Genomic DNA, 25,820 nt, shown 5'->3' with positions numbered 1-25,820 from the left:
GGCCCTGACGCCGGTGCAGCACTGGTTCTTCGAGCAAGCCATTGCGCAGCGTCAACACTGGAACCAGTCGCTGCTGCTGGTCCCACGCGAAACGCTGGATGCCGGGGTGCTGGATCAAGCGTTGGCGCAGTTGCTCAAGCATCACGACGGTTTGCGTCTGCGATATGAAATGACTGATGTCGGTTGGCAGCAAGCCTATGACGCGGTGTCCAGCGAGTCGGTGTTGTGGCAACGCTCGGCGCAATCGGCCGAAGAACTGAATGCCCTGTGCGATGAAGCCCAGCGCAGTCTTGATCTGAGACACGGCCCATTGCTGCGAGCGCTGTTGGTGGACATGGCCGACGGCACGCAACGGCTGCTGTTGGCTATTCATCACCTGGTCGTGGACGGTGTTTCGTGGCGGGTGTTGCTGGAGGACCTTCAGCAATTCTACTGTCAGGTACGCGACGGCTCGACGCTGACCGCTGCGGCGAAAACCAGTTCCTACCAACGCTGGGTGGCTCGTCTGCAAAGCCACCTGCCGACATTCCAGAACAGTATCGATTATTGGCAGGCCGAACTGCGCGATGCTGCGCAAAACGACTTGCCGTGCGACCGCCCTGACGGCGCACTGCAAAACCGTTTCGAGCAGAAAATCGAACTGACCTTCGACGCCGAGCGAACCCGCAAACTGCTGCAACAGGCGCCAGCCGCCTACCGCACCCAGGTCAATGATCTGCTGCTGACTGCGCTGACGAGGGCCATGTGCCGCTGGACCGGGCAGTGCAGCACGCTGATCCAGCTCGAAGGGCATGGCCGCGAAGACCTGTTCGACGACATCGATTTGACCCGCACCGTTGGCTGGTTCACCAGCCTGTTTCCGGTCAACCTGACCCCGGCCGGCGATCTCGGCGCATCGATCAAAACGGTCAAGGAGCAATTGCGCGCGGTACCGGACAAAGGTCTGGGATACGGTGTGCTGCGCTACCTGGCCGATCCGCAAATTGGCGCCGCACTGGCAGCCCTGCCGCAGCCGCGCATCACCTTCAACTACCTGGGGCAGTTCGACCGCCAGTTCGACGAGGCGGCGCTGTTTGTGCCGTCCAGCGATGGCAGTGGAGCGGCCCAGGATCCGTCGGCGCCGTTGGCCAACTGGCTAACGGTCGAAGGTCAGGTGTACGGCGGTGAGCTGTCGATGAGTTGGGGCTTCAGCCGTGAGATGTTCGACACGGCGACCATCCAGCAGCTGGTTGATCAATACGCTGTCGAACTCAATGCGTTGATCGAACATTGCTGCACCCTCGAAACCCCACAGGCTACGCCGTCGGACTTCCCGCTGGCGCGCATCACCCAGGCACAACTCGATGCACTACCGGTGGCCGCCGGACAACTCGACGACCTCTACCCGCTATCGCCGATGCAGCAGGGGCTGTTGTTCCACACCCTTTACGAGCAGGCGGCGGGCGAGTACATCAATCAGCTGCGGGTGGATGTGCAAGGCATCGACCCCGAGCGTTTCCTCGCGGCCTGGCAGGCCACTGTCGATGCTCAAGACATCCTGCGCACAGGCTTTGTCTGGCAGGGTGAACTGGAGCAACCGGTTCAGATCGTCCACAAGCAGGTTCAGTTGCCGTTCACTGTGCTCGACTGGCGTGAGCGTGGCGATCAGGTTCAGGCCCTGAGTGAGCGGGCTGATGCCGAACGCCAACAAGGGTTCGACCTGAGCCTGGCACCGTTGCTGCGACTGGTACTGGTGCAAACCGCCGTCGATAGTTGGCACCTGATTTATACCCATCACCACATCCTGATGGACGGCTGGAGCAATTCGCAGTTGCTCGGCGAAGTCTTGCAGCGTTACAGCGGTCGCGCGCCGGTGGCCTCCGTCGGGCGCTATCGCGATTACATCGGTTGGTTGCAACGTCAGGACGCGCAATCGAGCCAGGATTTCTGGAGCGAGCCCTTGGCCTCCTTGCAAGAGCCGACCCGGCTGGCCCTGGTGGTGTCTGGCAACGAAACCCTTAGCGGGCACGGCGATCACTTCCAGACCCTGGAAGTCAGTCGCACCCAAGGCCTTGAAGCCTTTGCCCGACTACAGAAAGTCACCCTCAACACCCTGGTGCAAGCCGCATGGCTGTTGTTGCTGCAACGCTACACCGGTCACGAAACCGTGGCCTTCGGTGCCACGGTGGCTGGGCGCCCGGCAGACTTGCCCGGCATCGAGCAAGCTGTCGGCTTGTTCATCAATACCTTGCCGGTGATCGGCGCGCCGCGTCCGGACCAGAGCGTCGGCCACTGGTTGCAAGCGGTACAGGCGCAAAACCTCAACTTGCGCGAGTTTGAACACACGCCGCTGGCGGACATTCAACGCTGGGCCGGGCAGGGTGGCGAAGCGCTGTTCGACAATATTCTGGTGTTCGAGAACTACCCGATTGCCCAGGCGCTGCAACAGGGGGCGGAGCAAGGTGTGGTGTTCGGCGAAGTCGCCAACCTTGAGCAAACCCATTATCCGTTGAGTGTCGCGGTGACGCTGGGCCAGACGCTGGCACTGCATTACAGCTTCGACCGGGCGCATTTCTCCACGTCGGCGATCGAGCGCATCAGTGCGCACCTGTTGCAACTGCTGGAGCAGTTTGCCGAGTCGGCCGAACGCAACCTCGGCGAAATCGCCCTGGCCAGCGCCGCCGAACTCGCGCAGCAACAGGCCAGTAACCGCCCGCAACCGTATCCGGTGAATGTCGCCGTTCACCAACGCATCGCCGAGCTCGCTGCCCAGCGCCCGGAGCGCACGGCGGTGATCTTCGCCGGTCAGCGTTTCAGTTATGGCGATATCGACCGACGCGCCAATCAGTTGGCCCACGCCCTGATCGCGCGAGGTGTCGGCCCGGAAAGCCGGGTTGGCGTGGCCTTACCGCGTAGCGAAGGGGTGATCGTCGCGTTGCTGGCGGTGCTCAAGGCCGGCGGTGCCTATGTGCCGCTGGACACCAGCTACCCCCGTGAACGCCTGGCCTATCTGATTGAGGATTCGGGGCTGGCATTGTTGCTGACCGATTCTTCTGTTTCTGCGCAGTTGCCGGTGGAAGATTCGGTCCCGGTGCTGGAGCTCGACCGCCTCGATCTGCGCAGCCAATCCCTCAATGCGCCTGAGGTGCAGCTCGATCCGCAGAACCTCGCTTACGTCATCTACACCTCCGGCTCCACCGGTAATCCCAAAGGCGTGAGCGTTGCCCATGGCCCGCTGGCGATGCACTGCCAGGCCATCGGCGAGCGCTATGAAATGCGTGACAGTGACTGTGAATTCCACTTCATGTCTTTCGCATTCGACGGCGCCCACGAGCGTTGGCTGACCAGCCTGACCCACGGCGCCTCGCTGCTGATTCGCGACGACAGTCTCTGGACCCCGGAGCAGACTTACAACGCCATGCGCGAACACGGCGTGACGGTGGTGGCGTTCCCGCCGGTCTACCTGCAACAACTGGCCGAGCATGCCGAACGTGAAGGCAACCCGCCGAAGGTGCGGATCTACTGCTTCGGCGGCGATGCCGTGCCCAACGCCAGTTTCGAGCGGGTCAAGCGCGCGCTCGATCCGGACTACATCATCAACGGCTACGGCCCGACCGAAACCGTGGTCACGCCGCTGATCTGGAAGGCCGGGCGCGACGTGCAGTGTGGTGCGGCCTATGCGCCGATCGGCAGTCGTATCGGTGACCGCAGCGCTTACGTGCTGGACGCCGACCTGAACCTGCTGCCCCAAGGTATGGCCGGTGAATTGTACTTGGGCGGCACGGGCCTTGCCCGGGGTTACCTGAACCGTCCGGGGCTGACGGCGGAACGGTTTGTCGCCGATCCGTTCAGCGTTGTCGGTGGCCTGCTGTACCGCACCGGTGACCTGGTGCGTCAGCGTGCCGACGGCACTTTCGATTATCTGGATCGCATCGACAATCAGGTGAAAATTCGCGGTTTCCGTATCGAGCTGGGAGAAATCGAAGCGCGCCTGCAAACCCTCGAAGGTGTGCGCGAAGCCGTGGTGGTTGCCCAGGAAGGCACCGCCGGCAGCGGCAAGCGCCTGGTGGCTTATGTGGTGGCCGACGCGCTCAATGCCGATCGCGCCGATTTCGCCGAAAGCCTGCGCGAACAACTTAAAGCCGTGCTGCCGGCGCACATGGTGCCGGCTTATTTGCTGCTGCTTGAGCGCCTGCCTCTGACCCCCAACGGCAAACTCGACCGCAAGAACCTGCCCAAACCGGACGTCAGTCAATTGCAGCAAGCCTATGTCGCGCCGCAAAGCGCTCTGGAGCAGCAACTGGCGACGATCTGGCAGGACGTGCTGAAGCTCGATCAGGTCGGTTTGAGCGACAACTTCTTTGAGTTGGGCGGCGATTCGATCATCTCGATTCAAGTGGTCAGCCGCGCCCGACAGGCCGGTATCCGCTTCACGCCAAAAGACCTGTTCCAGCACCAGACCATTCAGGCACTGGCCACGGTGGCGCGGCTTGGCGAACAGGCTCAGGTCATCGATCAAGGGCCGGTGACTGGCGAACTGGCGTTGTTGCCAGTGCAACAGGTGTTCTTCGGACAGGCCATCCCCGAGCGCCAGCACTGGAACCAGACGGTGATGCTCAAGCCGACGCAAACCTTGAATGCCAACGTGCTGGAGCTGGCTTTGGGCGCACTGGTTGCGCACCACGATGGCTTGCGCTTGAGCTTCGCCGAACAGGCCGAGGGTTGGCAGGCGCAGTACCGTGCGCTGGACAGCCAGACCGATGCGATGGTCTGGGCGGTCGATGTCGCCGACGCCACGGCACTGGAAGCGGTAGCCAACGAAGCGCAACGCAGCCTGAACCTGCAAGACGGGCCACTGATGCGTGCGGTGCTGGCGAACCTCGATGACGGCAGTCAGCGACTGTTGCTGGCGATCCACCATTTGGTGGTGGACGGCGTGTCGTGGCGCATTCTGTTCGACGATCTGCAAACCGCCTACCGTCAACTGTTGACCGGCGAAACCCTGCAATTGCCAGCCAAAACCAGTGCCGCCAAGGTCTGGGCCGAGCACCTGCAAACCTACGCTCACAGCGCTGAACTGCGCACCGAACTGGCCTGGTGGCAACAGCAGTTGCAAGGCGTCGAAGTGGCTTTGCCGGCGGATAATCCCCAGGGCGGGCAACAGAACCGACACGCACTGACGGTGCGTACGCAACTGAACAAGGAACTGACCCGCCAATTGCTGCAAGACGCCCCGGCGGCCTATCGCACCCAAGTCAACGATTTGCTGCTGACCGCACTGGCCCGCGTCATGGTGCGCTGGACCGGCGCCGACAGCACATTGATCCAGCTTGAAGGTCATGGCCGTGAAGAGCTGTTCGACGGCATTGACCTGACCCGCACGGTCGGCTGGTTCACCAGCCTGTACCCGGCGAAACTGACGCCGGTCGCAGACCTTGGCGGCTCGCTGAAACAGATCAAGGAACAGCTGCGCGCGATCCCGAACAAGGGCATCGGTTTTGGTGCGCTGGCCCATCTGGGTGACGAGGCTGCACGTAAAACTCTCAGCCAATTGCCGGTGCCGTGTCTGACCTTCAACTACCTTGGCCAGTTCGACGGCAGCTTCACCGAAGCTGACGGCGCGTTGTTCGTGCCGTCCAGCGAAGCGGCTGGCGATGAGCTGGATGCCAACGCGCCATTGGCTAACCAACTGGCCCTCAATGGTCAGGTGTATGGCGGCGAACTGAACCTGGGCTGGACCTTCAGCCGTGAAATGTTCAATGAGGCGACCATCCAGGGTCTGGCCGACGATTACGCACTGGAACTGCAAGCACTGATCGCCCATTGCTGCCAGACCGGAAATCACGGCATCACCCCGTCGGACTTCCCGCTGGCGCGCTTGAGCCAGGCACAACTGGACGGCTTGCCGCTGGCGCCGCAGTCGATCGAAGACCTGTATCCATTGTCGCCGATGCAACAGGGCATGTTGTTCCATGCCGTGTACGAAGAAACCACGGGCGATTACATCAACCAGTTACGCCTGGACGTCGAAGGGCTCGACCCCGAGCGTTTCCATCAGGCCTGGCAAGCGGCCGTGGACGCCCACGACATTCTGCGTACACGATTTGTCTGGCAGGGCGAACTGGAAAACCCGGTGCAAGTGGTTAGCAAACACGCGCAAATGCCTTACAGCCTGCATGATTTGCGCGTGCATCCGCAGCGCGATCAGAACTTGCAGACGCTCGCCGACACTGAGCGCCAACACCTGAACTTGAGCGAGTCGACCTTGTTGCGTTTGGTGATCGCGCGCATCGACGACAACCGTCATCACCTGATCTACACCAACCATCACATCCTGATGGATGGCTGGAGCAACTCGCAGTTGCTCGGTGAAGTGCTGCAGCGTTACAGCGGTCAGTTCAACGCCACTCACAGCGGGCGTTATCGCGATTACATCGCCTGGCTGCGACGCCAGGACACGGCGGCCAGCGAAGCGTTCTGGACCCCGGCGCTGCACGCGCTGGACGAACCGACGCGTTTGGCCCAGACCGTCGCGAAGCCTCAAGCGTCTATCGACACCCAAGGTTATGGCGATCATTTCCAGGTACTGGATACCGATCAAACCCGGCGTCTGGGCGAGTTTGCCCGGGCCTCGAAAGTCACCGTCAACACGCTGGTGCAGGCAGCCTGGTTGCTGCTGCTGCAACGCTACACGGGTAAAAACACCGTGGCCTTTGGCTCGACGGTTGCCGGTCGTCCGGCCGACCTACCGGGTGTCGAGCAACAGATCGGTCTGTTCATCAACACCTTGCCGGTGATCGCAAGCCCTCGGGCCGAGCAATCGCTCAACAGCTGGTTGCAAGCGGTGCAGGCGAAAAACCTGGCATTGCGCGAGTTCGAACACACCGCGCTGTTCGATATTCAACGCTGGGCCGGGCAGGGCGGTGAAGCGCTGTTCGACAACATCTTGGTATTCGAGAACTACCCGATTTCCCAGGCCCTGGAGCAGGGCGCGCCGCAAGGACTGCGCTTTGGTCCGGTGGCAAGTCTGGAGCAGACCAACTATCCGTTGACCCTGCTGGTGAGCCTCGACACTCAATTGTCGGTGCACATGAGCTATCAGCGCGCCAGTTTTGCATCGGCGACGGTGGCGCAATTGGCGGCTCATTTGCAGCACCTGTTGAGCCAGATGATCGACGCCGGTGAACGCTGCCTCGGCGAGTTGGTGCTGTTGGATGAGACCGAACAGCAACAGCTCTTGCTGGACTGGAACCGCGCTGACGAAGGTTTTGCCCAAGACCTGTGCATTCATCAGTTGATCGACCGCCAAGTCGCCGCCCAACCGGACGCGCTGGCGGTCACGTTCGCCAGCCAACAGCTGACTTACGCCGAACTTGATGGCCGCGCCAACCGTCTCGCCCACAAGCTGATCGAGTTGGGCGTGGGCCCGGAAGTGCGGGTCGGCGTGGCGATGCAGCGCTCGGACAGCCTGCTGGTCGCGCTCCTCGCGGTGCTCAAGGCCGGCGGTGCCTACGTGCCGTTGGACCCGGATTACCCGGCCGATCGCGTCGCCTACATGCTCGACGACAGCCGCGCCCTGGTGCTGCTGACCGAGCAGGCTGTTGCGGCAACATTAAACGTAGCGGCGCAAACCCAAGTGCTGCTGATGGACCTGATCGAGCCGCAACTGGCGGATTATCCGCGCAGCGCCCCGATCACTCGTGTCACGCCGGATAACCTGGCTTATGTGATCTACACCTCCGGCTCCACCGGCAAACCCAAAGGCGTGGCCATCGCCCATCGCAATGTGCTGGCGCTGATCGACTGGTCGCAATCGGTGTACAGCCGCGACGACATTCAGGGTGTGTTGGCCTCGACCTCGGTGTGCTTCGACCTGTCGGTGTGGGAGTTGTTTGTCACCCTGGCCAACGGTGGTTCGTTGATCATCGCGCGCAACGCCATGGAGTTGCCGCAATTGCCGGCTCGGGATCAGGTGCGCCTGATCAACACCGTGCCGTCGGCGATCAATGCGCTGCAGAGCGCCGGGCAGATTCCGCCGGGTGTGCGCATCATCAACCTCGCTGGTGAGCCGCTGAAGCAGTCGCTGGTCGACGCGCTTTATGGGCAACCGACCGTGGAGCATGTCTACGACCTTTACGGCCCGTCGGAAGACACCACTTATTCCACCTGGACCCGCCGCGAGGCGGGTGGCACGGCGAACATTGGCCGGCCGCTCAAACACACCGCCAGTTACTTGCTGGATGCCGATTTGCAACCGGTGCCTTTGGGCGTGTCCTCCGAGCTGTACCTGGCCGGTGCCGGCATCACCCGGGGTTACCTGGGCCGGCCGGGCATGACGGCCGAGAAGTACGTGCCGAACCCGTTCGCCAGCAATGGCGAGCGCCTGTACCGCACCGGCGATTTGACCCGCTATCAGACCGATGGCGTGCTCGAGTACCGAGGGCGGATCGACCATCAAGTGAAGATCCGCGGTTTCCGCATCGAACTGGGTGAAATCGAAGCGCGTCTGCTGGAGCAGCCAGCGGTCCGCGAAGTGGCGGTGCTGGCGCAGGAAGCCCTGGGCAATCAGCAACTGGTGGCCTACGTGGTTGCGCCACAACTGGACCTCACTGCCGCCAACGATCAGCAGTCTTTGCGCGATGAACTCAAGGCACGGCTCAGGGAATCCCTGCCGGAGTTCATGGTTCCGGCGCACTTGTTGTTCCTCGCCAGCCTGCCACTGACGCCTAACGGCAAACTCGACCGCAAGGCGTTGCCGACTGTGGAGACCAGTCATTTGCAGGTGCGTTATATCGCCCCGCAGAGCGAGCGCGAGCAGCAGGTCGCGGCGATCTGGCAGCACGTACTGCAAATCGAGCGGGTCGGCTTGCTGGATAACTTTTTCGAACTGGGCGGCCACTCGTTGCTGGCCGTCAATGTGGTTTCACGCCTGCAACTGGAACTGGGCCTGAAACTGACCCCACAACTGATTTTTCAACACCCCGTACTCACGGATTTCGTCAGCAGTCTGGCAACCGCAGGTGAGCAGGTCGATACGTTGAAACTGAGCAAGCTGGACGCCCTGCTTGACGAAATGGAGGAAGCTTGATGGATACCAATGTCGCTTTGAAGATCGCCCGGCGCTTCATTACTTTGCCGCTCGACAAGCGCAGGGTCTATCTGCAGAAGATGCTTGAGGAGGGTGTTTCGCCGGCGAACTTGCCGATTCCCGAAACACAGTCGCAGTTCGATCCGGTGCCGCTGTCCTTTGCTCAGGAACGCCAGTGGTTTCTCTGGCAGATGGACCCCGACAGCGCCGCCTATAACATTCCCAGTGCCATGCAGTTGCAGGGCGAGCTCGACGTATCGGCGCTCGAACGCGGTTTCAATACCCTGATTGCCCGTCATCAAAGCCTGCGCACCACATTCCAGCAGCAGGATGAGCGGGCGGTGCAGGTGATTCATCCGCACATGAGCCTGACCGTCGCCGTGCATGAACTGGATGACAACCCTGGTGCTCCGTCGCAAGAGGCGCAGATTCAGGCGTTCGTGTCTGAGCAGACCGGACAGCCTTTCGACCTGGTCAACGGGCCGCTGTTGCGCGTCAGCCTGTTGCGCCTTGGCGCGCAGGAGCACGTGCTGACCCTGACCCAGCATCACATTGCCTCGGATGGCGCATCGATGCGGGTCATGGTCGATGAGCTGCTGCAACTGTATGGCGCCTACCGTCAGGGCCACGAACTCGCTTTGCCGGAGTTGTCGATCCAGTACGCCGACTATGGCATCTGGCAGCGGCACTGGATGGAAGCCGGGGAGCGCGAGCGGCAACTGGACTACTGGCAGGCGCACTTGGGCAGCGAGCATCCGGTGCTGGAATTGCCCACCGATTACCCGCGTCCGGCGGTCCAGAGTCTGCGGGGTGCCCGTCATGAACTGGCGTTGCCGGCGGCACTGGGCGAGCGCTTGAGAGCCTTGGCCAAAAGCGAAAACGTCACGCTGTTCATGCTGTTGCTGGCGTCCTTCCAGACCTTGTTGCATCGCTACAGCGGCCAGGCTGACATTCGCGTCGGCGTGCCGACCGCTAACCGCAACCGGGTCGAGACCGAGCGGCTGATCGGCTTCTTCGTCAACACCCAGGTGCTCAAGACCGAATTCGATGCGCAGGCCTCGTTCAGCGCGTTACTGGCCCAGGTCAAGAACACGGCGATGGCCGCCCAGGCTCATCAGGACCTGCCTTTCGAACAGCTGGTCGAGGCCTTGCAGCCGGAACGCAGCCTGAGTTACAGCCCGCTGTTCCAGGTCATGTACAACCACCAGAGCACCGGTGCCACCCAAAGCCGGCAGGGCACGGGCGAGTCTGCGTTGACGATCCGCCACTTGCATCAGGAGTCGCGCACCGCGCAATTCGACCTGACCCTGGAAACGTTCGACGGCCCCGAGGGCCTCGGCGCACAGCTGACCTATGCCACCGACCTGTTTGACGGCGCGACCATCGAGCGTCTGGCACGGCATTGGCAAAACCTGCTGGGCAGCATCGTTGCCGATCCGCAGCAGCGGGTGGGCGAACTGGCCCTGCTCGACGAAACCGAACAACAGCAGGTGCTGGTGGACTGGAACCGCAGCGCCGCCGAGTACCCGACCGACCGCTGCATCCATCAACTGATCGAAGCCCAGGCCCTGCGCACGCCTCAGGCCACCGCGCTGGTGTTCGCCGGGCAATCGTTGAGTTATGCACAACTCAATCGCCAGGCCAACCAGTTGGCGCATCGGCTGATCGAACTGGGCGTCGGTCCGGATCAATTGGTTGGTATCGCCATCGACCGCGGCCTGGAAATGCTCGTTGGTCTGTTGGCGATTCTCAAGGCGGGCGGTGCCTACGTGCCGCTGGACCCGCAGTACCCCGAAGACCGTTTGGCGCACATGATCGAAGACAGCGGTCTGCAACTACTGCTGACCCAGGCACATTTGATCGGGCTGTTGCCGATTCCGGCTGGTGTGCAGACCCTGTCGCTCGACCCGCAAGGCGAGCACGCTCGCGGTTACAGCGAAGCCGATCCGCAGGTAGCGATCAGCGGTGAACACCTGGCGTATGCGATTTACACCTCCGGTTCCACCGGCAAGCCCAAAGGGGTGATGGTGCGCCATCAGGCGCTGGTGAACTTTGTGGTGAGCATGGTCAAAGAGCCGGGCATTGACGCCCAGGACCGCATGCTGTCACTGACCACGTTCTCGTTCGATATCTTCGGCCTGGAAATCTACGGCCCGCTGTTCAGCGGTGCCCGTGTGGTGCTGGTGGACAAGCAGACCGCCCAGGATCCACAAGCGCTGCTGGAAATGATCCGGCAGCAGGAGGTCACGGTGGTGCAGGCCACGCCGTCGACCTGGCGCATGTTGCTCGACCACGAACAGGCTCCCATCCTCCAGGGCTGCAAATTCCTCTGCGGCGGCGAAGCGCTGGCCGATGACCTGGCCCAGCGCATGCTTGGCCTGGCGGGACAGGTCTGGAACCTTTATGGCCCGACCGAAACCACCATCTGGTCGGCGGCCTGGCAGCTGACCCGCGAGCAGCGCCAGCCGTACCTCGGCAAACCGATTGCCAACACCACGCTGTACATTTTGGGCGACGATCTGGCGCCGAACCCGGCGGGCTCCATTGGTGAACTGCTGATCGGTGGCGACGGCCTGGCCCGTGGGTATCACGACCGTGCGGCGATGACCGCCGAGCGCTTCCTGCCCGACCCGTTCGGCAATGGTGCGCGGCTGTACCGCACAGGCGACCTGGCGCGCCATCGTCACGACGGCGTGCTCGAATACATGGGGCGCATCGACCATCAAGTGAAGATCCGCGGTTTCCGCATCGAGTTGGGTGAAATCGAAGCGCGTTTGCTGGAGCAGCCAGCGGTTCGCGAAGTGGCGGTGCTGGCGCAGGAAGCCCTGGGCAGCCAGCAACTGGTGGCCTATGTGGTCGCGCCGCAACTGGACCTCAATGCCGCCGACGATCAACTGCGCCTGCGTGATGAACTCAAGGCGCGGCTCAAGGAATGCCTGCCGGAATTCATGGTCCCGGCGCATGTTCTATTCCTCGCCAGCCTGCCGCTGACCCCCAATGGCAAGCTCAATCGCAAGGCGTTACCGGCGGTGGATGCCAGCCAGTTGCAGACGCGTTATGTCGCCCCGCAGAGCGAACGGCAACAGCAAGTCGCCGCCATCTGGCAGGACGTGCTGAAGCTGGATCGCGTAGGCCTGACCGACAACTTCTTCGAGCTGGGCGGGCACTCCCTGTTGGTGACACAAGTGGTGTCGCGGGTACGTCGGGTGCTGGACATCCAGGTGCCGTTGCGCAGCCTGTTCGAGCACAGCACCTTGGAGGATTTCGTTCTGGCACTGGGCGCCGAACCCGGCGAGCAGTCACCGGTGATGACCCGGGTCGACCGTGATCAACCGCTGGCGCTGTCCTTTGCCCAGGAACGTCAATGGTTCCTGTGGAAAATGGACCCCGACAGCGCCGCCTACAACATCCCGACCGCGCTGCGGATGCGCGGCGAGTTGGACAAAAGCGCACTGCAACGCAGCTTCCAGGCGCTGGTGGAGCGCCACGAAAGCCTGCGTACGGCGTTCGTCGAGGAAGATGGCCGGACTTGGCAGGTGATTCGCCCGCAAGGTCGCGTGAGTTTCGTCGAACAGCGTCTGGCCACCGGCGATGAGGCGAGCATCAAGGCCTTTGTCGAACAGGAGACGCAACGTCCGTTCGATGTGCTCGACGGTTCGTTGGTGCGCTTCGTCCTGCTGCAGGTGGGCGAGCAGGATCACGTGCTGGTGCTGACCCTGCACCACATCGTCTCCGACGCCTGGTCGTTGCAGGTGATGATCGATGATCTGATGGGCCTGTACTCGGCGATCAGCCAGGGCCGGCCGGCCGAACTGCCAGCGTTGCCGGTGCAGTATGCCGACTACGCGGTCTGGCAGCGTCAATGGATGGCCGCCGGTGAACGGGATCGGCAATTGACGTACTGGACCGAAAAACTGGGCAGCGAACAACCGCTGCTGGAGTTGCCACTGGATCATCCGCGTCCGGCGCAGCAAAGTTTCCGCGGCGCGCGTCTGCCGATCACCCTCGACGAATCCCTGAGCAATGACCTGAAGGCATTGGCCCGGCGCGAAAACGTCACGCTGTTCATGCTGTTGCTCGGCTCGTTCCAGACCTTGCTGCATCGCTACAGTGGCCAGGCCGACATCCGCGTCGGGGTGCCCATTGCCAACCGCAACCGACTGGAAACCGAGCGTCTGATCGGCTTCTTCGTCAACACTCAGGTGCTGCGCGCCGAGTTTGACGGCCAGATGACGGGCGCTCAATTGCTGCAACAGGTGAAGCAGACGGCCATGGCGGCGCAGATGCATCAGGACTTGCCGTTCGAGCAGTTGGTCGATGCCTTGCAACCGCAACGTAACCTGAGCCACAGCCCGCTGTTCCAGGCGATGTTCAACCACCGCAGTGAAGCGGCGTCAACGCTGGCCGAATCCTTGCCGGGCATCGATCTGGAAAACCTCAGTTGGGAGCACCGCACCGCGCAGTTCGACCTGACCCTGGACACCAGCGACAACCCGCAAGGCCTGCACGCCTCGCTGACCTACGCCACCGATTTGTTCGAACCATCGACCATCAAGCGCATGGGCCGGCACTGGCTGAATCTGTTGCGGGGCCTGGTCGAGGACATCAACCGGCCGGTCGGGCAATTGGCAGTGCTTGATGACCAGGAGCGGCAACTGACGGTTGTCGACTGGAACGCCACCGCTGTCGACTACCCGTTGCACCGCAGCGTGCATGACCTGATCGAAGAACAGGTCGGTAAAACCCCGAATGCGTGTGCGCTGGTGTTTGCCGAACAAAGTCTGAGCTACGCCGAGCTCAATGGCCGAGCCAATCAACTGGCTCACGTGCTGATCGAGCAGGGCGTCGGCCCGGATGTGCTGGTGGGCATCGCGGTCGAGCGGTCGGTGGAAATGGTCGTGGGCTTGTTGGCGATCCTCAAGGCGGGCGGTGCCTATTTGCCGCTGGACCCGGAATACCCGCAGGAACGCCTGGCCTACATGTTTGAAGACAGCGGCATTCAGCTGTTGCTGACCCAGAGCCACTTGCTTGAGCAATTGCCGATCCCGGCAGGCATTCGCAGCCTGGTGCTGGATCAGGACGGCGATTGGCTGGAAGGGCACAGCGATTCCAACCCAGGCATCGACCTTGAGGGTGAAAACCTCGCTTACGTGATCTACACCTCGGGCTCCACCGGCAAACCGAAAGGGGCGGGCAACCGTCATTCAGCGCTGGTCAATCGCCTGTGCTGGATGCAACAGGCCTATCGACTCGACGCCACGGACAGCGTGCTGCAAAAGACCCCGTTCAGCTTCGATGTCTCTGTCTGGGAATTCTTCTGGCCGCTGTTGACCGGCTCGACACTGGTAGTGGCCGCGCCGGGTATTCATCGTGATCCGGCGCAGTTGATTGAACTGATCACCGCACAACGCATCACCACGCTGCACTTCGTGCCTTCGATGTTGCAGGCGTTCCTGCAAGACCCTTCGGTGGGCGAGTGCACCAGCCTGACCCGGATCGTCTGCAGTGGCGAAGCCCTGCAAGTGGATGCGCAGCAGCAAGTGTTTGCCAAGCTGCCCAATGCCGGGCTGTACAACCTCTACGGCCCGACCGAAGCAGCCATCGACGTTACGCACTGGACGTGTATCGAGGAAGATCGCGACAGCGTGCCGATCGGCCAGCCGATCGCCAACCTGGGCACTTACATTCTCGATCACGAGTTGTCGCCGGTACCGGTGGGTGTGGTCGGTGAGTTGTACTTGGGCGGCGAAGGCCTGGCCCGGGGTTATCACCGCCGTGCAGCACTGACCGCCGAGCGATTTGTCACCAGTGCCTTCGGTGATGGCCAGCGTCTGTACCGTACCGGTGACCTGGCGCGTTATCGCGCCGACGGGGTGATCGAATACGCCGGGCGCATGGACCATCAGGTGAAAATCCGTGGCCTGCGCATCGAATTGGGCGAGATCGAAGCGCGTCTGGCCGAACACGACGAAGTCCGTGAAACGGTGGTCATCGCCCAGGACGGCACGCTGTTGGTGGCGTATGTGGTGCCGGCCCGCGACGCACTGCTGCATGCCGATGATGACGTTCGCAACGCCGTGCAGCGCAGTCTCAAGGAATACTTGAGCCAGACCTTGCCGGATTACATGGTCCCAAAGCATTGGCTGTGGCTGGAGAAAATGCCGGTCAGCCCCAACGGCAAACTGGAACGCAAGGCGTTGCCAAAGGCTGACACGACCACCAGCAGCAAGGCTTACGCCGCACCGACCACTGCCACCGAACAGGCGTTGGTGGAGATCTGGCAAAGCGTGCTGGGTCGGCCGCAGGTGGGTATCAGCGACAACTTCTTCGAGCTGGGCGGCGATTCGATCATCTCGATTCAGGTGGTCAGCCGGGCGCGCCAGGCGGGGATCCATTTCAGCCCCAAAGATTTGTTCCTGCACCAGAACGTGCAAAGCCTCGCGGCGGTGGCGACTGTCGGCGACAGCGGGTTGAGCATCGACCAGGGCCCGGTCACCGGCGACACGCCGTTGCTGCCATTCCAGCAGTTGTTCTTTGAGCGCGAGATGGCCGAGCCGCACCACTGGAACCAGTCGGTGCTGCTCAACTCCGCCAAACCGTTGCACGCCCAACACCTGGAGCGTGCGTTGCAGGCACTGATCACGCATCACGACGCGTTGCGTCTGGCCTTCATCCGTCAAGGCGACCGCTGGACCGCGCAGCATCGTTCGCTGGCTGAGCAACAGGTGCTCTGGCAACAGTCTCCTTTGCTGTGGACCGCCGAGATCGCCGATCCGGCGGCGCTCGAGCAGTTGGGCGAGCAGGCCCAGCGCAGCCTCGACCTGGCGAGCGGCAATCTGCTGCGCGCCGTGCTGGCGAACATGGCCGATGGCAGTCAGCGTCTGTTGCTGGTGATCCATCACCTGGTCGTCGACGGCGTGTCCTGGCGCATTCTGCTCGAAGACCTGCAACAGGCTTACGAGCAGTTGCAGGCCGGCGAAGCGCTCAAATTGCAGGCCAAGACCAGCGCCACCCAGGCCTGGGCGCGGCGCTTGCAACAACATGCCGACAGTGCGGTGATGCAGGCTCAGCTGACGTTCTGGCAAGGGCAATTGCAGGATTCGCGCAATGACTTGCCTTGCGATCGACCACAGGGCGAGTTGCACAATCGTCACGCCTTGCATGTGCAGACCCGTCTGGACAAAGAGCAGACCCGCCAGCTGTTGCAGGAGGCGCCGGCGGCGTATCGCACACAGGTCAACGATCTGTTGCTGACGGCTCTGGCGCGAGTGATCGCTGACTGGACGGGCGACGCATCGACCCTGATCCAGCTCGAGGGCCATGGTCGCGAGGCGTTGTTCGAAGAACTCGACTTGAGCCGCAGCGTAGGCTGGTTCACCAGTCTGTTCCCGGTCAGGCTGACCCCGGCGGCGACTGCGCAGGACTCGATCAAGACGATCAAAGAGCAGCTGCGGGCGATCCCCGATAAGGGCCTGGGCTTTGGCGCGCTGCGCTATTTGGGCAATGACCGCACCCGGCAGGCGCTGCAAGCCTTGCCCGTGCCGCGCATTACCTTCAACTACCTGGGCCAGTTCGATGCCGGGTTCGGCGACGAGGCGGGTGCACTGTTCACCCCAGCCAGCGAATCGGCCGGCGCGCAGCAAAGTCCGCTGGCGCCTCTGGACAATTGGCTGACCCTCAATGGTCAGGTGTATGGCGGCGAATTGAGTATCGGCTGGACATTCAGCGGGCAGATGTTCGATCAATCGACCATCGCGCGGTTGGCGGATGCTTATGCGCGGGAACTGGGGATCTTGATCGAGCACTGCTGTCAGGCTCGGCATCAGGGGCTGACACCGTCGGATTTCCCGCTGGCCGGGTTGACGCAAATCCAGCTCGATTCGTTGCCCGTGGCGCCACGCCAGGTCGAAGACATTTACCCGTTGTCACCGATGCAGCAAGGCATGTTGTTCCACACCCTCTACGAGCAGCAGGTCGGCGATTACATCAATCAGCTGTGCGTGGACGTCGAAGGTTTGCAGGTCGAGCGTTTCCGCGACGCTTGGCAAGCGGCACTGGATGCGCACGATGTGCTGCGCAGCAGTTTTATCTGGGACGGCGAATTGCAGCGGCCGCAGCAAGTGATCCACAAGCGCTTGCCAGTGCCGTTCACCTTCCATGACTGGCGTGGGCAGAACGACCTGCCCCAGGCGCTCGAGGCACTGGCTCATGCACAACGGCAACAGGGCTTCGACCTGCATGAGGCGCCTCTGCTGCGCCTGGTGGTGGTACAAGTCGCCGCCGAACGCTTTCAGCTGATTTACACCAGCCACCACATTCTGATGGATGGCTGGAGCAACTCGCAGCTGCTGGGCGAAGTGCTGCAACGCTACAGCGGCCAGGCACCGGCGATCGCGGCGGGTCGTTATCGGGATTACATCCAGTGGCTGGGGCAACAGGACGCGCAAGTCGCCGAGCACTTCTGGAAGGGCCAACTGGCGAACTTCGAAGCGCCGACCCGTCTGGCCGACGCGCTTGTTTACCGTGGCAACCAGGCTGGCATCGATACGCAGGGTGAGCACTTCCTGACCCTGGACGCCGCTGTCACCGATGACCTCAACACCTTTGCCCGGGGACAGAAAGTCACCGTCAACACGCTGGTTCAGGCCGCCTGGCTGCTGTTGTTGCAGCGCTACACCGGGCAGGACACCGTCAGTTTCGGCGCCACGGTTTCTGGTCGTCCGGCGCAGCTGAGTGGGGTCGAACAGCAGATCGGTCTGTTCATCAACACCTTGCCGGTCATCGCCAGCCCCCGTGCCGAACAACCGTTGGCGCAGTGGCTGCAGCAGGTGCAGGCGCAGAATCTGCTGCTGCGTGAGCAGGAACATACGCCGCTGTTCGACATTCAGCGCTGGGCCGGGCAGGGCGGTGAAGCCCTGTTCGACAACATTCTGGTGTTCGAGAACTACCCGATCGCCGAAGCCCTGCAACAGGGCGCGCCACAAGATCTGCGCTTCGGCGAGGTGGCCAGGCATGAGCAAACCAACTACCCGTTGACGCTGGCGGTGAGCCTGGACAGCCGATTGACGGTGCATTTCAGCTATCAGCACAGCCGTTTTGCCGCGGCCACCGTGGCGACACTGGCGGCGCAGTTGCAGCACCTGTTGATCCATATGAGCGCCAGCGCCGAGCGTTGCCTCGGCGAGTTGGAGTTGCTGGACCAAGCCGAACAGCAATTAGTACTGCGCGACTGGAACCGCACCGAAGCCTGTGGGGTCGAGGATCTGTGCATTCACCAGATGATCGATCGTCAGGTCTTTGTGCAGCCGCAAGCGTTGGCCGTGACCTTCGGCAACCGGCAGCTGACGTATGCCGACATCGAAGCGCGGGCCAATCGTCTGGCGCACAAGCTGATTGAATGCGGTGTCGGCCCGGAAGTCCGTGTTGGCGTGGCGATGCAGCGTTCCGACAACTTGTTGGTGGCGCTGCTGGCGGTGCTCAAGGCCGGTGGCGCCTATGTGCCGCTGGACCCGGATTATCCGGCCGATCGCGTGGCCTACATGCTTGAGGACAGCCGTGCCCTGGTGCTGCTGACCGAACAGGCGGTGGCGACGACGCTGGCCACAGGCGCTGATACTCAGGTGCTGTTGCTCGATCAGCTCGAAGCGCCACTGGCGGCTTATCCGCATCACGCGCCGGTGACTGCGGTGACGCCGGACAACCTGGCCTACGTGATCTACACCTCCGGTTCCACCGGCAAGCCCAAAGGCGTGGCGATTACCCATCGCAATGTGCTGGCGCTGATGGACTGGTCGCGATCGGTGTACAGCCGCGACGACATTCAAGGGGTATTGGCCTCGACGTCGGTGTGTTTCGACCTGTCGGTGTGGGAGCTGTTCGTCACCCTGGCCAACGGCGGTTCGCTGATCATCGCCCGCAATGCTCTGGAACTGCCGCACTTGCCGGCGCGGGAGCAGGTGCGCCTGATCAACACCGTGCCGTCGGCCATTGCCGCTTTGCAGGACGCCGGGCAGATTCCGCCGGGCGTACGCATCATCAACCTAGCCGGTGAGCCACTGAAGCAGAGTCTGGTGGAGACGTTGTACCAGCAGGCGAGCATCGAACATGTCTACGACCTGTATGGCCCGTCGGAAGACACCACCTATTCCACCTGGAGTCGCCGCGAAGCCGGCGGCACGGCGAACATCGGTCGGCCGCTCAACGGCACCGCCAGCTACCTGCTGGGTGCCGATCTGCAACCGGCGCCGCTGGGCGCATCGGCCGAGCTGTACCTGGCCGGAGCCGGCATTACCCGCGGTTACCTGGGGCGCCCGGCGATGACCGCCGAGAAGTTCGTGCCGAACCCGTTTGCCAGCAACGGCGAACGCTTGTACCGCACCGGTGACCTGGCCCGCTATCAGGCCGACGGCACATTGCAATACGCCGGGCGTATCGACCATCAAGTGAAAGTGCGTGGCTTCCGTATCGAGCTGGGCGAGATCGAAGCCCGTCTGCTTCAGGCGCCGAGCGTGCGACAGGCGCTGGTCGTGGCGCATCCGGGCGCGTTGGGCCAGCAGTTGGTCGCCTACGTAGTGTTCGATGACCCGGCGCAGACTCTTGGCGAGGCCTCGGCACAGGCCGTACTGCGCGAAGAACTCAAAGCACGACTTAAGGAAAGCCTGCCGGATTACATGGTGCCGGCGCATGTGCTGTTCCTCGAAAGCCTGCCACTGACGCCCAATGGCAAGATCGATCGCAAGGCGTTGCCGAGCATTGATGTCAGCGCATCGTCTCGGGACTTTGTCGCACCGGTCGGCGAACTCGAAGAACAGATTGCGACGGTCTGGCAGAACGTGCTGGAACTCGAGCGGGTCGGTCGCGAGGATCACTTCTTCGAGTTGGGCGGGCACTCCCTGCTGGCGACTCAGGCGATTTCGTGCCTGCGCAAACTCACGGCCGGCGCCTTGAACTTGCGTGACCTGTTCAACCATCCACGCCTCAAGGAACTGGCGATCTGGATGCGCCAGCAGCAGGACGCGCCAACGACGGGCACGGGCGCTGGTTCCGTGGCGCTCAAGGCCCATGGCGCCAAGGACAGCGCACCGTTGTCGTTGGTGCAGCGCCGTCTGTGGATCGCCGAGCAGTTGTCCGGCGGCACGTCGACCTACGGCATGCCGATGGCCCTGCGCTTGCGCGGCGAGCTGTCGATCGAGCGACTATTGAGTAGCTTTGCCGAGGTGGTGCGCCGCCACGAAGTGCTGCGCACCGCCTATACGCAGGACGACGAGGGCGACCCAATTGCGCTGATCGCCGAGCATGTCGAGCTGGACTTCCCGGTGATCGACCTGTCCGGGCTGTCGCGCAGTGCTCAGGAAGAACAGGTGGCGCAAACGGCACTGGATAACGCGCGCACACCGATCGACCTGGAACAGGCACCGCTGTTGCGTGGGCGAATCCTGCACCTGGGGCCGACCGAACATGTGTTGCTGTACGCCATGCACCACATCATTTCCGATGGTTGGTCGATGGGGGTTTTGATTAATGAATTGGTGCAAGTTTACGACAGCTACGACCGTGCCGAGGACGGCGACCTGACGCCACTGCCGGCGCTGGAGGTGCAGTATTCCGACTTCGCACTCTGGCAGCAGGCGCTTGAGCAGCAAGGGGTTCTGGGGCAACAGGCCGAGTACTGGAAAGACCGGCTCGCCGGTTACAGCGGGCAGCTGATGCTGCCACTGGATAACCCGCGCGGCCTGACGCCGTCCTATGAGGGCGACGCGGTGCAGTTCCGGCTTACCACCGGTTTGAGCCGCGCACTGCGCAAGCTATCCGTGGACGCAGGCGTCACGTTGTACAGCACGCTGCTGGCATCGTTCCAGGTGCTGCTGCACCAGGTCAGTGGTGGCGCCGATGTGCTGGTCGGTGCCGATGTCGCCGGGCGTGAGCAGCCGGAGCTCGAGCGGCTGATCGGCTTCTTCGTCAACGTGCTGCCTCTGCGTTCGCGGTTCGAGGCCGGCACCGTGTTCTCTAACTTCCTCGCGCAGACCCAGGAAACCCTGCTCAGCGCCCTGGAGCATCAGGACCTGCCGTTCGACATGATCGTCGACGCCTCGGGCGTACCGCGACACAAGGGCATGAACCCGTTGGTGCAGGTGTTGTTCGTGATGAACAACCTGCCGGGACGCGTCCAGGCCATGGGCGGTTTGAGCGTGGAAGCGCTGCCGGCGCTCGAGACCCATTCTAAATTCGACATGGCATTGTTCGTTGACGATGAAGAAGGGCAATTGCTGGGTACTTGGCAATTCGCCACAACCTTGTTCGGACATGAGCGCATTCAGTACCTGGTCAAGGCCTGGATAGCCCTGTTGGAACAGATCGTCGCTGATCAGGACATTCAATTGGGAGCTCTCAGTATGCCTGTCGACAACCGCGCGGTGGCTGCTATGCCCGCCGCCGCCCCGGGACCCAAGGCCGACAAACTCGGCAAATTCCTCAAGCGTTCCGCGACTCCGGTCGCCAAAATCCGGCCGTCGCCGCTGCGTGAATCCCTGCTGGTTGCACCGCAGCGGTTTCCGTTGCTGCTGGAGCCGAACGAGCCGCACCTGGACGTGATCGAGTGGATCAACCACAACCGGCCATTGATCGAACAGAAACTGGCCGAGCACGCCGGCATTTTGTTCCGCGGCTTCGAACTGGACGGCATTCAGGGCTTTGAAGCTTTTGCCGAAGCGATCCAGCCGGGGCTCTATGGCCAGTATGGTGACCTGCCGAAGAAGGAGGGCGGCAAGAACACCTACCGCTCCACGCCGTACCCGGAACGCAAGATGATCCTGTTCCACAACGAGAGTTCGCATCAGGACCGCTGGCCGCGCAAGCAGATGTTCTATTGCGAGCAGGCGGCGCCCGTGGGCGGTGCGACCCCGGTGGTCGATTGCCGGTTGATGTACGAAAAACTGCCGGCGGACTTGCGTGAGAAGTTCGAAAACAAGGGCTTGCTCTATGTGCGCACGTTCACCGACAAACTCGACGTGTCCTGGCAGCACTTCTTCAAGACCGAAGATCGCGCCGAGGTCGAGGCGCGTTGCCGTGCCGGTGGTATCGAATGGCGCTGGCTCGATAACGATGAGTTGCAAACCCGTACTCCGGGGCCGGCGATCATCCGTCACCCGGTCACCGGCGAGAAGTCGTTCTTCAATCAGGTGCAGTTGCACCACATCTATTGGCTGGAGCCGGATGTGCGTGAAGACTTGTTGTCGATGTTCGGCCTGGAGCGCATGCCGCGTCATGTCTATTACGGCGATGGCTCGCCGATCGAAGACGACGTGATGCAGTGCATCGGTGAGTTGTACGAGGAATGCGCGGTGCGTTTCGACTGGCAAAAAGGCGATGCGATCCTGCTGGACAACATGCTCGTAGCTCACGCCCGTGATCCGTTCGAAGGCCCGCGCAAAATCGTCGTCGCCATGGGCGACATGTTCGACCGCAGTGCCCTTGAAAGCGCACAGAACGCCCAAGGCACCATGAACACCGAGGAAACCGGAGCATGAACGAGGTATCGATGGACGCGCAGGACCTGGGTTACGCCTTCACTCCCGAGCAGCAAGGGCTGCTTGAGCAGCTGCCCAAGGCCCCGGCCTGCAGTGATGCGCTGCATTTGCTGGAAGTGGACATTACCGGTGCGCTTGACCCGCAGCGTCTGCAAGCGGCGCTGGATGCGCTGTTGGCGCAGCAACCGATGCTGGTGCCGCGCCTGGCCAAGGCGCCGGGCTTCCATGGTCTTCGCCAGTTTGCCGGGGGCGTCGGGCGCTTCCCGTTGACGGTGCAGACACGCCTGGAAACGGCGGCCGAAATCCAGGCTCAAGTCGCCGAATGGGCGGCACGATCGTTTGTCGTCGGTGAGTCGGAGAACGCTCAGGCGATGCTCTATCGCCAGGCGGACAATCACTGGACCCTGGTGCTCGGCGTTGCCCGGCACTGTATCGATGAAAGCGGCTTGCGGCTGATTTATCAGCAACTGTTGCGGGCGTATGAGCAGGGGCTGGCCGAGGCTGATGACGAGACCGGGGAATTCACCCAGTACCTGGAATGGCGCAGCGAAGTGGTGCTCGACGAGGATGCGTCCAGTGCCCGGACTTACTGGCAGCAGCACCTGCAAGGCGCGGATGTCGACCTGTCCACCCCATGGCTGGGCTACCGGGCCGCAACCGCCAAGACATCGTCCGCTACAGCGCTGTTGACGACCACGCTTGAGCCCACGCTGCACAACGCGCTGCAGCAGTTGGCAGGCTCGCTGGCGCAACCGCTGAGCGTCGTGATGCAAGCCGCCTGGTGGTTGCTGTTGGGGCGTCTGGGTGGAAATGAACAGCTGCTGGTCGGGGTGCGGCACGACAGTCGCGACGACTATGAGTATTTCTGCGACGCCGTGGGCGTTTTCGAGAAAACCCTGCCGCTGCATTTGTCGATGGTGGCACGTACTTCGTTCAGCGCCTGGGTCAGTGAACTGGCGGCGCGCCTGGAGGAGCACCGCACCTGGCAGGAATACTGGTCACCGGAACTCGCACCCGCAGCGGCCAGACCGGCCTATGGTTTCGCGGTCTGGCGTGCACCGCAGCCCCAGACTTCAAGCACGCTGCAGTGGACGCCCGTGCAGCGTCCCGTTGCTCGGGAAACTCAATTTGAACTGATGCTACAAATCGAACCGGGCGAATCGGGCCGCCTGCATCTTCATTACGCCACGCAGCATTATTCGCTGATGGCTGTCGAAGGGCTGATGACGCAGTTCAGCGTATTGCTGGCGAGCATCGTGGCCAATCCTCAGGCCGAGTCGGGGCAACTGGCATTGCTGGGGGCCGCCGAGCAACGACGCTTGCTGGCAATCAACCCGCCACCCCGACCGCTGGTGGATGGCCGATACCTGCCGCAGCGCATTGCCGATTGGGCGCATGCCACACCGGACACCGTTGCGCTGACCGACGCGCAGCAACACCTGAGCTACGGGCGATTGCAGGCCAATGTCGACGTGTTGGCCAAGGCTTTGAAAGCCCAAGGCCTGGCCCGAGGTTCGATCGTCGCGTTGGCGTTGCCGCGCTCGGCCGATCTGGTGGTGGCGATGCTGGCGGCCTGGCGTGTCGGTGCGGCGTATCTGCCGCTGGACCCGCAATGGCCGATGGCGCGTCAGGTGCTGATGCTGGAACAGGCCGGGGCCGATTTGTTGCTGGTGGATGTCGCGCAAATTGATCAGTGGCACGGTCATCCGTTGAGCGTCTCCACACTGAATCAATTGTGCCAATCGACGGACCTGTCGGCACCGGTCATCGAATTCGATACCCAGGGCAGCGATGCGGCCTATGTGCTGTTCACTTCAGGCTCCACCGGTGTACCCAAAGGCGTAGTGATCGAACATCAACAATTGCTCAATTACACCGCTCATGCCAGTCAGGCCCTGGGGCTGAGTCAGTGCAAACACGTTGGCTTCTCGTCTACCGTGGCGGCAGACCTGGGTAACACCGCATTGTTTGGCGCCTTGTTCAACGGTGCGACGTTGCATGTGGCCAGTGACGAGCAGATGCAGGACGGCCGGTTGTTCGCCGACTACCTGAAACAGCAGGCTATCGATTGCCTGAAGATCGTTCCGTCGCACCTTGCCGCGCTGCTCGACAGCGACAGTCCGCTACTGCCGTCTACGCTGATTCTCGGTGGCGAACCGATCGCCCCAACGCTGCTTGAGCGTATCGCTCAGTTGCGCAGCGATTGCCGGGTGTTCAACCACTACGGCCCGACGGAGGCGACGGTGGGTGTGCTGATCCATCCGCTGGTGCTGGACGGTGGAACTCAAGAGCCTGCCGCCCTCAGCCAGGTGCTGGGTAACAATCAGGTGTATGTCCTTGACGACCATCTGCAACTGGCCCCGGTCGGGATGTTGGGCGAACTGTACCTGGGTGGCGCGCAATTATGCCGTGGTTACATCAATGCCGAAGCCGATGCGCAGGTGTTCATTCAGAGCCCGTTCAATCCTCAGGAGCGTCTGTATCGCACCGGAGATCTGGCGCGTTATCGCCCGGATTTGGCGATTCAGTTGCACGGTCGGCGCGATCAACAAATCAAGGTGCGTGGTTTCCGTATCGAACTGGTGGAGATCGAAGCTGAACTGCTGCGCCTGCCTCAGGTGGCTGAAGCACTGGTGTTGCCAGGCGCTACAGCTGAACAGGGGATGCAGGCATTCGTCGTGCCTCATCAGCCACCTTCGCCGGCCTTGCTTGAGATCGTTCGCAGCGAACTGGCCCAGCGCCTGCCCGCCGTGATGCTGCCGCAGCACGTGCAGTTCATCGAGCGTTTTCCACGGCTGGCCAATGGCAAGATCGACCGCAAGACGTTGCAGCAACTCAGCGCAAGTCTGGCTGACGATGACGGTCAGGCGCCACGGGATGCGCTCGAGCAATTGCTCGCGGCACGCATGGCGCAGCTGCTGGGTATTGAGCGTTTGGGCATTGATCGGGATTTCTTCGCCGCCGGTGGCCATTCGTTGTTGGTGATCAAACTGGTGGCCGGTATTCGCAAGTTGTTGCAGTGCGAAATCCATCCCGGTGTGGTGTTTGATCATCCGACCGTGGCGGGTTTGGCATTGGTGTTGCGATCTCGGGAAAGCAGCCCCGGTCAACTGGAGAAACTGGCCCGGACGCGGTTGCGCCTGGACAGCATGAGCCCGGAAGAAAAAGCCTTGTTGACGGAAAAAGCCCGGCAACTGCAAAACGCCAAGGCTGCACAGAACAGCTGA

At 62.2% G+C, this 25,820-nt stretch carries 3 protein-coding genes (1 of these 3 cut by a window edge); all 3 read left to right on the top strand.

All coding sequences use genetic code 11. From position 1 onward, the window contains the following. Tightly spaced (each overlapping or abutting the next), the 3 genes in view from JFU11_RS25880 to JFU11_RS25870 form a layout consistent with a single transcriptional unit that may run on beyond the window. Positions 1-9,067 carry the 3' portion of a non-ribosomal peptide synthase/polyketide synthase gene (locus JFU11_RS25880; RefSeq protein ID WP_201062520.1) on the top strand. Its footprint begins 3,314 nt before the window's first position, so the window shows 9,067 of its 12,381 coding nt (coding positions 3,315-12,381); the start codon falls outside the window, past its left edge; the stop codon is at positions 9,065-9,067. Next, positions 9,067-22,593 (top strand): non-ribosomal peptide synthase/polyketide synthase, encoded by a 13,527-nt coding sequence (locus JFU11_RS25875; RefSeq protein WP_201062519.1) that lies wholly within the window; start codon positions 9,067-9,069, stop codon positions 22,591-22,593. The genes JFU11_RS25880 and JFU11_RS25875 overlap by 1 nt, the downstream gene beginning before the upstream one ends. Next, positions 22,590-25,820, top strand: coding sequence for an amino acid adenylation domain-containing protein (locus JFU11_RS25870; RefSeq protein WP_201062518.1), 3,231 nt, complete (start codon positions 22,590-22,592; stop codon positions 25,818-25,820). Before JFU11_RS25875 ends, JFU11_RS25870 begins: the two co-directional genes overlap by 4 nt.

Source organism: Pseudomonas sp. TH37, assembly GCF_016650735.1.
GTDB classification, from domain to species: Bacteria; Pseudomonadota; Gammaproteobacteria; order Pseudomonadales; family Pseudomonadaceae; genus Aquipseudomonas; species Aquipseudomonas farris.
The sequence above is the reverse complement of the archived record's forward strand: the minus strand, read 5'-3'. Positions and strand labels throughout refer to the sequence as shown.